This window comes from Abiotrophia sp., assembly GCF_057275535.1.
This window is the reverse complement of sequence record NZ_DBHIRJ010000006.1, coordinates 29789-45342: the sequence shown is the minus strand read 5'-3', so window position 1 is coordinate 45342 and position 15554 is coordinate 29789. Positions and strand designations below refer to the sequence as shown.

Below are 15554 nucleotides of genomic sequence, written 5' to 3'. Positions count from 1 at the left end.
TTTGGGTATTTATATAAGAAGGAGGGGAGTAGTATGAAAGTAAAATTTAAGGGCATCTTGACAACTGGCTCCATACTAGTTGTCATGGTGGCTAGTCAGGTGGGGGCACAATCAGCCTATGTTTTATCTCAGTCTGTTAATAAGATACCAGTTGAGGCCTCAACTTGTGTCAGCCTTATTCGACAAATGACCCAAGCAGATGCAAACGACACTAGCAGTTCCCAGGACTTAGCAAGTCAGATGCGGGATCAAGAAGCTAGCTTAGCCAGCCTAGAAGATCAAGCCAAGCAAGTACAAGCTGAGCTAGCTAGCTTAGACGATAAAATCAAAACCCTACACGACCAGTTAGATCAAGTCTTAGATAGTGCCTATCAAGATTTAGTAAAAGAAAATCCTGAATTAGCTCAAGCTAGTGAAGACCAGCAGGCAGCCACTTTAGCCAATCAACCTCAAGTGGCCAGTTTGCAAGATGCTTTATCGAGTGCGCAAGCTGAAAAACAAGAAAATCAGACCAAGTTAGACCAAATCAAGTCAGATATAGCCAATTTGGATTATGAGCATGACCATAAAGAAGACCAATTAGAGCAATCCAAATCCAATAAGACGGCACTTAATGCCTGCTTGCTTTATCCTTACTCTAGTCACTATCTTAGTGCCGAGAGCCTAGCGCTCAATCCTGCTAGTGAGACCTTGGCTGACTATTTGGTACAGGTCAATCAAGTGCTCAAGCAGATTGTTCCCTTAGCCTATCAAAAGCTTAAGTACCAAGAGATTGAGACACTATTTTCACCTGAAACTAGCAATCTTGATGAGGTTAACAAGCTATTGGAGGGCAAACAGGACTTGCGACTTTCACCAGAAGGGGAGACCTATTATCAGTATGCGCAGGAACTATCGTTATTTGACGTAGAAATTTTGGCTAATCTAGCCCTGCGTCACTACTACCAATCAGGTGATAAGGCGACTTTGCAAGCAAAGTTCGATCAAGTCTACCAACTCAAAATCGGCCAATATCGTTATCTGACATCCATTAACAAAGAGGTTTTTCAAGCCCTTAAACAAGGTTTAGCCGACTATCTTAACGCCCACCACTATGGTGCTGAAGCCCAAGGAAAATTGCAAGCCTTAGTGGAGCGTTATCAATTACATTTAGTGAATTATAATGAGACGAGTCAAAAGTGGCAGCTAGTTGAAGATGAGGAGGAAAGCTTCCTGACGATACCGGATTTAATGTCAGAAGATCCTGAGACTAACAGTTCAAATAGTGAGTTGGGTAATAGCAACCAGGCTAATTCTACTAGAGATTGGACACCGTCCGACCATGATAGGCAGACAAGAGACCCTAGCAGTCAAGGGCATCAAGAAACTTCAAGCTCAAGTCAAAAGCAGTCAGAGTCTAGCTCGGAATCGTCAGCGGATAATAATCCCGAGACACTAAAGCGACTTAAGGAGCGACTCAATAAACGGCAGGCTAAGAATTCCAATCATCAGAGCAAATCCAAGCATCAAACCCCGTCTGGCCAATCTAAAAAGCAAGCTAAAGCAAAAGCCAATTCAAATCAAGCCAATGAGAGTAGTCAAGACAAGGGCAAGGGCAAGGGCAGTGTCAAGTTGCCTGATACAGGCGAGCAAGCCTTTTACATGACATTAGCCTTGGCACTTTGTGGCTTAGCAGCTGTCATTGTAGCTATCTATCTCTACCGGCGTTATCGCGAACGCAAGAAACTCAAAGACATTCATTTTGACTAAGCAAAGCATTTTGTGATGGGCAGGAAAAATCGTATAATAAAAGGGTAAAATGCAAAGGAGTGATTAATTCATGAATGAAGTAGCAAACTACCTAGAACAAGTCAAAGTATTCCAAGCTGTCAGCCCTGAAGAAGCCAAGGCAATGATGGACGCCAAAGATGGTGGCATCCTCTTTATTGGCCGTGAAAGCTGCCCATACTGCCGTCGTTTTGTGGCTAAACTTAGCCCATTGGCACAAGAAGCTGGCTTAAAAGTGGCTTATCTGCACTCGCAAAATCCAGAAACTTTGAGCCAAGTGCAACAATTACGCGATCAATGGCAAGTTCCAACTGTGCCAGGTTTCCTCTTTTCAGACAAAGAAGGGGTTCATGTTAAGTGTGACAGCTCCCTAAGTCCAGAAGAGATTCTAGCCTTTGTTAAGCGCTAGTTACTAAAATATTCTTGCTTCCTCTTAGCTGATTCTGCTATACTGAGACTAAGCAAAAAGGAGGAAGAAGATGTCTAAATTACCAAATTGCCCGCAATGTGATTCTGAATATACCTACGAAGATGGCCAGCTCTTTGTCTGCCCAATGTGTGCCCATGAATGGACCCAGGAAGACGAAGTTGCTCGTGCTGAAGCCGGGATTATTCGCGATGCCAATGGCAATCAACTTGAGAATGGTGACAGTGTCACGGTTATTAAGGATCTTAAGTTGAATGCGACGACAACGATTAAACAAGGGACCAAGGCTAAAAACATCCGTTTAATTGATGAGCCAGTTGATGGTCACGACATTGCATGTAAGATTGATGGCATTGGTAGCCTTTATCTCAAATCAATTTACGTCAAGAAATAACCAGCGTCTTAGGACCCGTTCTTACGTCAAGAACGGGTTTTTTGCCGATTAAATCAGCCCTTGGACTGATAAGGACGGACTGATCTTAGGTTACAATAGAAAGTGTTTAAGAAATCATGAAGGGGAGGGGAGACCATGCAGCAGACCATGCGACACTCATTGAAGCAATTGTTCTTGCTTTTATTTCGTCATTTGTTGAGTTTTGTGACGATTGCAGCCCTCCTCCAAATAGCCATTACCTATGTGGGAGGCTATCTTCTCAAACTGATTTTTCGCTTAGCTCTCGTTCTGGGCAACCAGACCCATTTAGATATTAATAATTTTTCTTATCTATTGAGACAACCCGACAGTCTACTAGCTTTTCTCTTGTTTGCCCTCTGTTTTGCGGCGCTTTTCTTTATCGAGTTATCGGTCTTGATTTATGTCATTTATGCTCGCCAGCTCAAAAAGGAAATATCCTATGGAGCTGTGATTCGCCAAGCCCTGGGTCGCTTAAGGCATTTGTTTGGCCTTAGTTTTCTCTATTTTCTTAGCTATGTTTTGCTTACCATTCCCATATCTGGTCTGGTCATGCAGTCTTCACTGACCAATGGCATCAGGGTGCCAGATTTCATTACAGGTGAGTTTCTTAAAACCTGGCAGGGGACAGTTCTTGTGACGCTCCTAGCTATTATTCTCTTCTATCTCAACTTGCGCTTGATTTATGCCATGCCACTTATGATGATTAAGGATCAGAGTTTTCTTCTTTCGCTCAGAGAAAGTTGGCAAATGACCCGATACAAGAAGTGGAAATTGCTTTTAATCTTCGCTATTTTCGGTTTTATCCTTGGCTTAATTAGTATGGGGCTGATTAGCTTATTCATTGAAGGGGCCATGTTCTTAGATCCATCCGGTAATAGTTTTATAGTCCAAGCGCTGCTCTTGTCAATTCTCAAGTTAATTGCCTTCACTGTGATTATCCTGTCCAAAGTCGGGACCTTAATCATTTTAGTGGATCAGGTAGTGGCGCCTGAAGTGACCAATTCGCTGCTCTTAATTGAGCCCAGTCATCGTCGCCACCGTCGCCGTATCTTCCTATTAGTCTTTAGTCTCATATTCTTTAAAATAGGGGAGAATGCCTTTTTACTAGCGGGTCAAACCAATCAGACTCATCAAGCTATTATTGGTCATCGGGGTTATGTGGAAAAGGGTGTAGAAAATACCATCCAAGCACTTGAAGCAGCCGCTGAAAATGGCGCCACCATGGTAGAATTAGATGTTCAAATGACTAAAGATCAAGGTCTAGTCGTTATGCACGACAGTAATTTACAGCGTTTGGCGGGCATCAATAGAGAAGTTTCGGATATGACTTATGATGAATTAGTGGGGCTGACGCTCAGTCAGGGAGACTATCAAAGTCAGCTGCCATCCTTTGAGGAATTTGTTAAGCGAGCTCAGGAGCTAGATATTGATCTTCTAATTGAGCTTAAGCCACATGGCAAGGAGCCAGATAATTATGCTCAACTGATCGTTGATAAACTCCAAGAATTAGGTATTACTAACCGCTATCCAGTCATGTCTCTCAATCATCAAGTCATTGATGACATAGAAGCCCTCAATTCGGAAATTAAGACAGGCTACGTTATACCGCTTCAATTTGGTGCTTTTGCCAAAAATGAGGTTGATTTCTATGTCCTAGAGGCTTTTTCCTACACTAGTGAACTAGCCAAACAAGCCCATCAGGAGGGAAAAGAACTTTACGTCTGGACCATAAATGATGAAGATGAAATCCAAAGCTTTCTCTATCAGCCTGTGGATGGCATTATTACCGACAAATTGGAAACACTCAAGGAGATCCAATACGGTATCTCAGACAATCAAACTTACTTCGAACGTGTATGGCAACTTATTGCGCCACAGTTCTGAAAGGATTAGATTATGACATTTCTCTTTTTACTACTACTTGTCTTGGTCAGCTCGCCATTCTTTTGGGTTTACTGGCATGATAAGCGAACCTTATGGTTGGGATTTTGGTTCTTGGTTTCGGGCTCATTAGCTGGTATTATTGGAATTTACTTGACCTTCGTACTAGAATGGCAATTCTTTGCTGTCATCTTAGTCGTCTTGGGAGCCCTCTTCATTTTGACTTTGATGTTGGCGCCTTTGATCAGCCTAATAGCGCTTTTTTATTCAGGCTTTACCTTGATTCGACGGGAAGGCTTCAATCTGGTCAATTCACTAGCGCTCATGCTAGGATTTGGCATGATTGGCTATATGGTTATCTGGCCTGTTCTAGCAAGTCGTTTGTCACTCAACTGGCCAATCTTTAACGTCATCTATGGGCTCATGGGAAGCACTATTTTCTATTTTGCCGTCTTGGTCGGCATCTTTTTCGTGACCAACATTCTCAACTTTATCCATTTTGTGCGGCCTCGCTATTCTTATATCGTAGTGCTAGGGGCAGGCTTGAATGGGACAGGAGTGACGCCCTTGCTTGCCAGTCGAATTGACAAGGCCATCAAACTCTGGCGCCGTCGCCCACAAGAAGTGACCCTGATTATGTCGGGTGGCCAGGGGCCAGATGAAGTCATCTCAGAAGGGGAGGCGATGAAAGCTTACGCCCTGCGACAAGGCGTGCCCCAATCAGCTATTCTGGTAGACAATCAGTCTCGTAATACCCATGAAAATCTTCAATTCTCCTATAAGCTAATGGAAAAGGGGAGAGAGGACTTTGTCATTGTCACCAACTATTATCATTTGTTGCGTGCCCTTATTCTGGCGCGGCGCCTAGGACTTAAGTGTCAAGGTTATGGCGCTAAAACCAAGCTCTATTTTTCAATTAATGCCTTTTTACGCGAATTTATTGGCTATTTGACCTTAGCCTGGCGCCTACATTTGAGCTTGATAGGGGGCTTGTGGGGGCTGACACTGGTTTTATATCTATTACATGGTTTATTTAACTAAGAAAGGAAGGCTCTATGCAAAAGAAAAAGTTGATTTATCTCATACTTGCCTGCAGCATGTTCTTGCAAGCTTCATTAGCTGTGCAGGCTAAAACAAGCTACAAATTACCTAGTTTAGAAGAAATACAAACAAGCAATAAAGATTTAAAAGTTCAGGATTTAATTGAAAAACTACCGGTGACCGCACATAGTGATGATCCACTGCTTAAGCTAGTTAATAAGAATAATCCTAATGATGATAAAAAAGAGCCAGAACTGGCTTGGGATAGCTACGGTAATATCTATCATCAAGACTTAGTCAAGCCCTTAGAAGACTTAATGGAAGCTGCTGCCAAGGATGGTTTCTATTATCGGGTTGTATCAGGTTATCGGTCTGTTGAAGAACAAGAAAATAACCGTAACCTTAGCATTCAAAACTATCTTGCTCAAGGCTTAAGTCAAGCCGATGCAGAGTCCGTTACCAATCAATATTTGGCGCCAGCGGATGCCTCAGAGCATACGACAGGCTTGGCTATTGATCTTTTAGGCACTGAATGGCTAGATAATGGTGGTGAGCTGGAAGCTAGCTATTCAGAGACAGATTCGGCCAAATGGTTGGCCAACAACGCCCATCGATTCGGATTTATCCTACGTTATCAGCAAAACAAGGAATCCATTACAGGTTATAACTTTGAACCCTGGCATTTTCGTTATGTAGGTAAGGTCCATGCGGGATTTATCCATGATAATGGCTTGACCTTAGAAGAATATCTGGCTTTATTGGCTAAGAAGGAGTCAAACTTGATTCCTTAAGTGGTTATCCTATAATGTATATTATGTTAACTCGTGGATATCAGAAAATATCTAGGTCTCTACTGACCCATCTCCCTTCCACTAGAAAGGATTTCTAATATGAATTTTGAATTTACCAATCAAGCAATCGACTTTATCCAACAAGCGCTATCTCAGCATGATAGCAAATCTTACCGCATCCTTATGGATTATGTGGATGGCAATAGCCCTTATAATGACGAGCCAGTTGGCTGTCACTGTAATGTTATGGGCAAGTATCGTCTGCTCATAGTAGCTGACAATGACCCCAAAGTGCCTTTTGGCCTTTATTCAAGCAAGTTTGAGACTAATTTCCAACCTATTTATCTCAATCCTCTCTATGACATGATGTTTGATCATCAACATAAGATTGGCTTTGATCCGGCTTATCCAGCCTTGACTTTATCAAGTGATGCAGGTCAGATTACACCTAAATTACCTTTAATTCTTGCCCTGCCGGCTTCGTGAAAACGATGACAAGTGGCCACTATCATGCTATAATAGAGTCACTTATAAGCGCAATATTTAGGAGGTTTCCTCTATGGATATTCAGTTATTTATTCAACGGCGCAAGTCATTAGGAATTTCACAGTCTGAATTGTGCCAAGGGATCTGTACCCAAGCCACCCTGAGTCGTTTTGAAAATCAAGGCCAAGTCCCTTCTGTTAAGATTTTACTGGATTTGTGTCAACGATTAGATATGAGTTTAGGCGAGCTCATCCCACGTCAAGATGTCCAATCAACCGAACTTTACCAGCATATTGAAGCGGCGGAAGGTGCCTTTGTTCGAGCGGATTATAAGTTAGCTAGCCAGGAATTAGCAGCTGTGGATGCCAAGCAAGTCACCACCCTATCGCTTAAAAAGCGGTATCTTTATCTCAAGGGTTTCTTGGCTGCCTTGGCCAAGGCTTCTATAAATGATAGTTTTTTCTACTTAAATCAACTAATGACCGATTTACATACCGATTTCGAGCCTCTCTATAGTTCCCTAGCTGCGGCCGGTTTAGGCTTGGCTTATGCTAATGCGGGAGAATCCGAACGGGCCCATCACTACTTCCAAAAAGCCCAAGATGGGCTGCTAGATTATGAGCCAGCTAATAGCCAGGAACTATGGCGCATTCTCAATATTGTCCTGCATTCAGCTAATTTTTATGCGACAGCCCAAGAATATGACCAGTCTAACCGCCTCTTGCTACATGGCATTAATCTTTCTAGCCAAGCTGCGGTTTCCCATTATGTCGATCGTCTCTACTTCCGCCTTGCCCAGAATGCGGAAGCTCAGGGCTTAGAAGTGGAACAGATCAAAGAATATTGCGCAGACGCTTTGGCCTTTGCTAAATTTAATGGTAATAGTCAGTTGCTAGCGCGTATTAAGCAATTCCAATCTCATATCTAAAGCAAAAATCCCATTATATCATATATGATATAATGGGATTTTTTGGTAGTCATAGGTTTTTACTGAAGGCTTTTTGGGTTTTGTAACAATCATAGCCAATGGACTGATAAAAGGCGTGTGCCCCAGTGCGATGGCTACCAGAATTGAGGCGAATGTGGTGGATGTCCTTTGAAATAGCTTGGGCCTCCAAGGCTTGCATCAAAAGCCGCCCTATTCCTTGGTGATGATAGGCCTGATCGACCGCCAGTGCCATGACATTATAGGCGGGGTCGCCATAAAAGGAATAATAGTAGCTAGCGTGGACAATGCCCAAGACCTGTTTAGGAGCTTCTTGAATGCAAGCCACCAGAAGAATCTGCTGGTCGTCCGCCAAGAGAGCTTGCAGTCGTTCTTGACAGGCTTCTAGCGGATAATCATAGCCTAATTCTTGGCTGGCGAGCTTTTGAAGGGCTGCCGCATCCTCAACTTGGGCTGGTCGAATTTCAATAGCAACAGCCATCTTATCACCCTTTCTGACTTGCTAAATTTTCAGCTGGTGATAAGGCTTGATCGGCCCAAGCCAGTTTGATATGGCAGTAGCCACCGGGGTGTTTATCTAAGTAATCTTGATGATAGTCTTCGGCTGGCACAAAGTGAGCTAATGGCACCACTTCAACAGCGGTTGGTCGCCCTGCTCTTTGCTCAAAAGTAGCCACTAAGTCCTTAACAGCTGCTTCTTGGCTGGCGCTGGTGGTGTAAATGCCTGTGCGGTACTGGCGACCGATGTCACCGCCCTGCTTATTGAGGCTAAAAGGATCAATAACACGGAAGAAGTGGCTAATTAAAGTCGCAAGATCGACCTGGTTAGGATCATAATGTATGGCTAGGGTTTCCGCATGATCTGAGCTTTTAAGACCTTGATAGGTGGCCTGTGGGCTTTTGCCGTTGGCATAGCCAACTTCCGTATCCACCACACCTGTCAGGCGCTTGTAATAGCCTTCCATGCCCCAAAAGCAGCCTCCTGCTAAATAAAGTGTTTCTGTCATCCTCATACCCCTCTCTTGGCTCTTGATGCTTCTATTATAACACAAGCCCAAAATAGACGTCCTCAAAAAAGCACCAAGTGCCTGGCACCTGGTGCTAATATAGTTAGCTACTTGCTATTATTTGATACGTCCTGGACGTTCTTTGTAACCATAGTAAGCGTCTTGGAGGATTTCCACCATGTCAGCTACCATTGGTAAGCGTGGGTTAGCTGGCGAACATTGGTCTTCGTATGCTAAGTAAGCAATTTCTTCGACTGTTGCCATATATTCCTTCTCATCCACGCCTTGGCCCTTGATGCTCATGTCGATCCCAACACGTTCACCTAAGTCGTAGACTGCTTTAGCTAAAGCGTCGACAGCCTCTTCAGGTGTTGAAGCTGGCAAGCCTAACATCTTAGCAATGTCTTGGAATTTAACATCGGCCTTGTAGTAGTTGTATTTTGGCCAAGTTGCAGCCTTAGCTGGACGAGTCCCGTTGTAACGGATAACGTATGGCAAGAGGATGGCGTTAGTACGACCGTGAACTGTGTGGAAGAAACCACCAATCTTATGGGCCATAGAGTGAGACATCCCTAAGAAGGCGTTGGCAAAGGCCATACCTGCCATGGTTGACGCGTTATGCATCTTCTCACGTGACTCAAAGTCCGCATTCTTAACAGAGCTTTCTAAGTTTTCGAAGACTAACTTGATTGCTTGTAGAGCCAAACCATCTGTATAGTCGTTAGCCAAGGTAGAGGTATAAGCTTCCACTGCGTGAGTCAAGACGTCCATACCAGTATCAGCAGTAACGGATGCAGGAACTGTCAAGACAAAGGCTGGGTCTACGATGGCGATGGTTGGTGTCAAGGAGTAGTCAGCCAATGGATATTTACGGTTATTCTTCTTATCAGAGATAACGGCAAATGGTGTTACTTCAGACCCGGTACCAGAAGTGGTTGGAATCCCAACGTACTTAGCCTTTTTACCCAATTCTGGGAAGCGGAAGGCACGTTTACGGATATCCATAAATTTCTGTACTAAATCACGGAAGTCAACTTGAGGTTGTTCGTAGAACATCCACATTACTTTAGCCGCGTCCATTACAGACCCCCCACCTAAAGCGATGATGGTATCTGGTTGGAATTCACGCATGAGGGCTGCCCCGCGTTCAACCGTTGTAATATCTGGATCTGGTTCAACATCTGAGAAGATGGTGTAGGTAACTTTCTTAGGACGGAGGGAGAGTTGTTCGATGACACGGTGTACGAAACCTAATTTGAACATAGCATCATCCGTAACAATCATAACTTTCTCTACATCCTTCATCTTTTGCAGATATTGGATGGAGTCACGTTCGAAGTAGATTTTTGAAGGTACTTTAAACCATTGCATATTATTTCTACGTCTCCCCACTTTTTTGATGTTTAACAAGTTAACGGCGCTGACGTTGTTGCCAACAGAGTTGCGACCATAAGTCCCACAACCCAAGGTTAAGGATGGCAAGAAGGCGTTATATACGTCACCAATTCCCCCGAAAGTAGATGGCGCGTTCCAGATAACACGAATTGCCTTAACTTCACGACCGAAGTCTTTAGCCAGTTGCTCGTTACGTGTATGGATAGCAGCAGAGTGACCCAAACCATGGAATTCAACCATTTGACGAGACTTAGCAATCCCATCTTCCGTATTTTCTGATTTCAATACCGCAATAATTGGTGAGAGTTTTTCACGAGTTAATGGTTCTTTTGGCCCTACTTCACTTACTTCAGCAGCGAGAATGTTGGTGCCTTCTGGTACACTGAAGCCAGCTTGTTCTGCAATCCAAGCAGCTGGTTTACCCACGATATCGGCGTTCAATTTGCCTTCTGCACAGTTCTTGCTGTTAGCTTTTACGCCGAAGCAGTAGTTTTCTAACAAGGCTTTTTCTTTCTTGTTAACGAAGTAAACATGGTAAGACTCAAATTCTTTCTTGAATTCAGCGTAAACTTCTTTATCCACAATGGCAGCTTGCTCAGAAGCACAGACCATCCCGTTGTCGAAAGACTTAGACATGATAATGTCGTGAGCAGCTTGTTGAATGTTAGCTGTTTTTTCTACGTATGCAGGTACGTTACCAGCCCCTACCCCTAAAGCAGGCTTGCCGCATGAGTAAGCGGCACGAACCATGGCGTTACCACCAGTTGCTAAGATCGTCGCAATCCCTGGGTGATTCATAAGTGCAGAAGTTGCTTCCATAGATGGTAAAGTAATCCATTGGATACAGTTCTTGGGTGCCCCTGCTGCTACTGCCGCATCGTAAACCACTTTGGCTGCGTGAGCAGAAGATTCTTGTGCAGATGGGTGGAAGGCAAAGACGATTGGGTTACGCGTCTTCAATGAAATCAAAGATTTGAAAATCGCGGTAGAAGTTGGGTTGGTGGTTGGGGTAATCCCCGCTACAACCCCGACAGGTTCAGCAATCAAGGTTAAACCAGTCACATCGTCTTCTGAGATGATGCCAACTGTTTTAGTGTGACGCATGTTGTTAACCACGTGCTCGCAGGCAAAGAGGTTCTTAGTTGCCTTATCTTCGAATACCCCACGACCTGTTTCGTCAAGCGCGTGCTTAGCCAAGACCCCGTGTTGGTCTAAGGCTGCAACTGAGGCTTTAGCCACAATGTAGTCTACTTGTTCTTGGTCTAAGAGACGGAACTCGTCAAGAGCGACTAAGCCTTTTTGGACAAGCTCATCAACATGGGCTTGAGCCTCTAACTTCTTATCTTCTTTTTCAACCATGGATGTTCCTCCTAAGTTCTTTTTATTTACATCTTCATCATACGCTTTTGTTTTCAAAAAGTAAAGCACTTGTTCAAGTTCAAACGATAAAAAATTTTATATTGACGGTCTTTTTTTGTAAATGAGCATGTATGAAAACTAGGCACAATGTGAAGGTTGTTTTCAAAACGTTTTCAAATATTGACCTATCAGTATTTCAACTAAATGCTTATGTGAATAGAAAACCTTATCATTTTAAATAAAATACTCGGGTTACTCATATAAAATATTATATATTCTCTATTCGTTTTTTAGATTCACAAACACTTTGTGAAAATGAGTTTATAAAATAATCTTGATATATCGGCATTAATCCATGAAAAAAAGCCAAAGTGAACAAACTTTGGCTTTGGCTTGTTAAAATTGATTGAAGTCCCAAATTTGGTCGACCCAACCTTGATAAAATTCAGGTTCGTGGCAAACCATGAGGATACTGCCCTTGTATTCTTTGAGGGCTCGAGCCAATTCTTCCTTGGCATCGACGTCCAAGTGGTTGGTCGGCTCGTCCAAGATCAAGACATTATGGGGAGCATTCATAAGTAAGCAAAGGCGGACCTTGGCCTGCTCTCCCCCACTTAGGACTTGAATTTGGCTTTCGATGTGCTTAGAAGTCAGGCCACAACGCGCTAAGGCAGCGCGAACTTCAGCCTGGTTCATAGCTGGGAAAGCATTCCAAACAGCTTCTAAGGGCGTCTGACGATTACCTGAAGCAACTTCTTGTTCGAAGTAACCAATTTCCAAGTAATCACCCTGCTCTACTTGGCCAGCTAAGGCCGGAATAAGCCCCATGAGACTCTTGAGTAAAGTTGTCTTCCCAATCCCGTTGGCCCCGATGATAGCCACCTTCTGGTTACGTTCAAAGACTAGGTCCAGCGGCTTGGTCAGGGGCTGGCTATAACCAATTTCTAACTGATTAGCTTCGAAGATGAAACGGCCAGGGGTCCGTGCAGACTGGAAGTCAAATTTTGGCTTAGGTTTCTCGCCTTGTAGCTCAATGACTTCCATCTTATCTAATTTCTTCTGACGGGACATGGCCATATTGCGCGTTGCTACTCGGGCCTTGTTGCGGTTGACGAAGTCCTTGAGGTCCGCTATTTCCTTCTGTTGGCGTTCATAGGCCGCTTCTAGCTGGGCACGCTTCATGGCGTGGACCGCTTGGAAGTTCTCATAGTCGCCAACATAACGACTGAGCTTGAGGTTTTCCACATGATAGATAATGTTAATGACACTATTAAGGAATGGAATATCATGGGAAATTAAGATAAAGGCATTTTCGTAGTTTTGCAAGTAACGTTTAAGCCACTCGATATGTTCGGCATCCAAGTAGTTGGTCGGCTCGTCCAAGAGTAAGATGTCGGGCTTTTCTAAGAGTAACTTAGCCAATAAGACCTTAGTCCGCTGTCCCCCACTCAGTGAGGTGACGTCTGTGTCTAAACCAAAGGCGGTAATTCCAAGAGCACGAGCCACTTCTTCAATTTTAGCATCCAAGGTATAGAAATCGTGGACTTCCAGGCGTTCTTGTAGCTCCCCTACTTCCTTTAATAGGTCTGCCATGGTTTGGTCATCAGCGGTCGCCATCTCTTCATAGGCCTCGCTAATGCGGGCTTCAATGGCAAATAAATCATCAAAGGCCATGCGTAAGACATCGCGAATGGTTTGACCAGGCTTAAGGACGCTGTGTTGGTCTAGGTAGCCAGTTGTAACATACTTGGCCCACTCTACCTTGCCTTCATCTGGCACTTGCTTACCTGTTACAATGTTCATGAAGGTTGATTTCCCTTCACCATTGGCCCCAATCAGGCCGATATGTTCCCCTTTGAGTAGGCGGAAGGAGACATCTTCGAAGATGGCCCGATCGCCGAATCCATGGGTAAGATTTGATACGCTTAAGATACTCATGTCTTTCCTCCAAATTGACAGTTCCTTCCTATTATAGTCTATTCTGTCTGCTTTGAATAGGCCCTATTGACCTAGAAGCACTAATTGGCTGAAAACCTGCCCAATAGGAGCATGAATAACTAAATCTGCCCAGTCATCCTGAGGAATAGCCTCTTTGTTAATGACCACCAAATGCTTGCCCTTAAAGTATTGCAGTAGACCTGCAGCCGGATAGACGACTAAAGAAGTACCGCCTACTATCAAGGTATCGGCCCGCTGAATAGCTGAAATGGCCTGGTCAAAGACTTCCATATTAAGCGACTCTTCATATAGGGTAACATCTGGTTTAAGCACGCCGCCACAATGAGGACAGCGCGGAATGCCCTGACTATCATAAGCGTCAAGAAAGCTCTTAAGGTCATAGACTCTACCACATTCCTGACAAATATTACGATCAATGGTTCCATGAAGCTTGAGGACACCTTGACTACCTGCAGCTTCATGTAGGGTGTCAATATTCTGGGTAATGACAGCGTCTAAGTGGCCACTAGCCTCCAAACGCGCTAGAAAGTTATGGGCAGGATTTGGTTTAGCATGAGGGTAACTCAAATGCTTACGGTAAAAATCATAGAAAAGCTGGGGATATTTAAGATACATACTATGGCTAATCAGTTGTTCGGCTGAAAAGTTTCTTCCCAGATCTTGACTATAAACGCCCTGGGCACTGCGAAAATCAGGTATACCTGATTCTGTTGACACACCTGCGCCACCGAAAAAGACAAGATGCTGGCTATTATTAATAATGGTTTGTAGAGCCTGAATGGCTTCTTGCATAGGCTTACCTCCTATCTGCTCTTCTGATATAAAAAGTGACCGAGCCAAGGCCCAGTCACTTATAGTAAAAGCCATCCTTCTTAGCCTAGCTTTGTGGGCTAAGGTCATTTTCAATTAGGACCTTAATGGCATTATTCTTAGAGGCATCGCGGAAGACTTCATAAGCTTCTTCGATTTGAGACAATTTGAAGTAGTGGGTAACGAGTTCTTCAGGGTGAATCTTTTGCGCTTCTAAGGCTTGCAGCAGTTGTGGTGTGGTATTAGTTGACACCAAGCCGGTTGTCACGGTAATATTGCGAATCCAGAGACGGTCTAAGTCAAATTGTACAGGTACCCCATGGACACCCGCGTTAGCAATACGGCCGTCAACTGCAATAATCTTTTGGCAGAAGTCAAAGGATGCTGGAATCCCCACTGCTTCAATGGCCACATCAACCCCACGACCACCCGTTAAGTCAAAGATTTCCTTGATAGCTCTATCAGTATCGGAATTATTAACCTTATGGGTAGCGCCAAACTTGAGGGCGGTATCTAGGCGGTGTTCATCGATATCCACCATGATAATCTTAGCAGGAGAATAGAATTGAGCGGTTAAGAGTGAGCCCAAACCAACAGGTCCAGAACCAATAATGGCCACATTACAACCTGGCTCTACCCGACCTTTTAGGACCCCAATTTCATAACCCGTTGGTAGAATATCTGAAATCATAACCATGGCTTCATCACTAAGGCCTGCTGGTGGATTATAGAGGGTATTGTCTGCGTGTGGAACGCGGAGATATTCAGCCTGTGTGCCGTCGATTAAGTGGCCGAAGATCCAACCACCCTCATCTTCACAGTGGGCATAAATCCCCTTCTTACAGTAGTAACACTTACCGCAAGAGCAGACGCAAGAAACAATGACTTTATCGCCAGGCTTGAAGTTGGTCACACTGGAGCCAACTTCTTCGACAACCGCAATCCCCTCGTGTCCTAAAATCGTCCCACTTTGGACAGCTGGCACATCACCCTTGATGATGTGTAGGTCTGTCCCACAGATGGTCGTTTTAAGCATACGAACAATTGCATCCGTTGGCTTCAAGATGACAGGCTTTGGCTTGTCAACGAACTTTGCTAGGCCAGGTTCAACATAGGTGTATGCTTTCATAGTAGATCCTCCTTATTGTGAAATTTGTGAAATATACTACACTTATATTGTAAACCTTTTCTTGGGTGATTGCAAGCGATTTCCTAGTTATTCTGAGCTTCTTCTATACAAAAAAGCTCCCACCAAATCGGTTGGGAGCTT

General features: G+C 44.0%; 14 protein-coding genes. 8 read left to right on the top strand and 6 right to left on the bottom strand.

The window, feature by feature from the left end; genetic code table 11:
- Nucleotides 1–33: 33 nt before the first annotated feature.
- The 8 genes from ACO53F_RS05880 to ACO53F_RS05845 all read left to right on the top strand — a co-directional run bounded on the left by ACO53F_RS05880 (nt 34) and on the right by ACO53F_RS05845 (nt 7736).
- The gene (locus tag ACO53F_RS05880) at nt 34–1749 is read left to right on the top strand and encodes a hypothetical protein (RefSeq protein WP_485137691.1); all 1716 of its coding nucleotides are present in this window, start codon (nt 34–36) and stop codon (nt 1747–1749) included.
- Nucleotides 1750–1819: 70 nt separating this feature from the next.
- A complete protein-coding gene (locus ACO53F_RS05875) occupies nt 1820–2176 on the top strand; it encodes a DUF6568 family protein (RefSeq protein WP_485137690.1) in 357 nt (118 codons plus the stop codon).
- Nucleotides 2177–2246: 70 nt separating this feature from the next.
- Nucleotides 2247–2588 carry a zinc ribbon domain-containing protein YjdM gene (locus ACO53F_RS05870; protein ID WP_035364310.1) on the top strand — a complete coding sequence of 114 codons (342 nt, stop codon included), beginning with the start codon at nt 2247–2249 and terminating at the stop codon, nt 2586–2588.
- Nucleotides 2589–2723: 135 nt separating this feature from the next.
- Nucleotides 2724–4493 (top strand): glycerophosphoryl diester phosphodiesterase membrane domain-containing protein, encoded by a 1770-nt coding sequence (locus ACO53F_RS05865; protein WP_485137689.1) that lies wholly within the window; start codon nt 2724–2726, stop codon nt 4491–4493.
- Nucleotides 4494–4505: 12 nt separating this feature from the next.
- Nucleotides 4506–5531, top strand: coding sequence for a YdcF family protein (locus ACO53F_RS05860; RefSeq protein WP_485137688.1), 1026 nt, complete (start codon nt 4506–4508; stop codon nt 5529–5531).
- 14 nt (nt 5532–5545) lie between these two features.
- Nucleotides 5546–6322, top strand: coding sequence for a M15 family metallopeptidase (locus ACO53F_RS05855; RefSeq protein ID WP_485137687.1), 777 nt, complete (start codon nt 5546–5548; stop codon nt 6320–6322).
- 99 nt (nt 6323–6421) lie between these two features.
- The gene (locus ACO53F_RS05850) at nt 6422–6808 is read left to right on the top strand and encodes an iron-sulfur cluster biosynthesis family protein (RefSeq protein ID WP_485137686.1); all 387 of its coding nucleotides are present in this window, start codon (nt 6422–6424) and stop codon (nt 6806–6808) included.
- A 73-nt stretch (nt 6809–6881) separates the two neighbouring features.
- Complete coding sequence (locus tag ACO53F_RS05845; protein WP_485137685.1) at nt 6882–7736, top strand: helix-turn-helix domain-containing protein; 855 nt, start codon at nt 6882–6884, stop codon at nt 7734–7736.
- Between the two features lie 49 nt (nt 7737–7785).
- Here ACO53F_RS05845 and ACO53F_RS05840 read toward each other — a convergent pair whose 3' ends face one another.
- From ACO53F_RS05840 to ACO53F_RS05815, 6 genes are all read right to left on the bottom strand, one after another.
- On the bottom strand, nt 7786–8235 hold the full coding sequence (locus ACO53F_RS05840) for a GNAT family N-acetyltransferase (protein ID WP_485137684.1): 450 nt from the start codon (nt 8233–8235) through the stop codon (nt 7786–7788).
- A 4-nt stretch (nt 8236–8239) separates the two neighbouring features.
- On the bottom strand, nt 8240–8761 hold the full coding sequence (msrA, locus tag ACO53F_RS05835) for a peptide-methionine (S)-S-oxide reductase MsrA (protein WP_485137683.1): 522 nt from the start codon (nt 8759–8761) through the stop codon (nt 8240–8242).
- Between the two features lie 117 nt (nt 8762–8878).
- Nucleotides 8879–11515, bottom strand: a complete 2637-nt coding sequence (gene adhE, locus ACO53F_RS05830) for a bifunctional acetaldehyde-CoA/alcohol dehydrogenase (protein WP_485137682.1) — start codon at nt 11513–11515, stop codon at nt 8879–8881.
- Between the two features lie 396 nt (nt 11516–11911).
- Complete coding sequence (locus ACO53F_RS05825; protein ID WP_485137681.1) at nt 11912–13453, bottom strand: ABC-F family ATP-binding cassette domain-containing protein; 1542 nt, start codon at nt 13451–13453, stop codon at nt 11912–11914.
- Nucleotides 13454–13516: 63 nt separating this feature from the next.
- Nucleotides 13517–14266, bottom strand: a complete 750-nt coding sequence (locus ACO53F_RS05820; protein ID WP_485137680.1) for an NAD-dependent protein deacylase — start codon at nt 14264–14266, stop codon at nt 13517–13519.
- A gap of 85 nt (nt 14267–14351) precedes the next feature.
- On the bottom strand, nt 14352–15413 hold the full coding sequence (locus ACO53F_RS05815; protein ID WP_485137679.1) for a zinc-dependent alcohol dehydrogenase family protein: 1062 nt from the start codon (nt 15411–15413) through the stop codon (nt 14352–14354).
- Nucleotides 15414–15554: the final 141 nt, after the last annotated feature.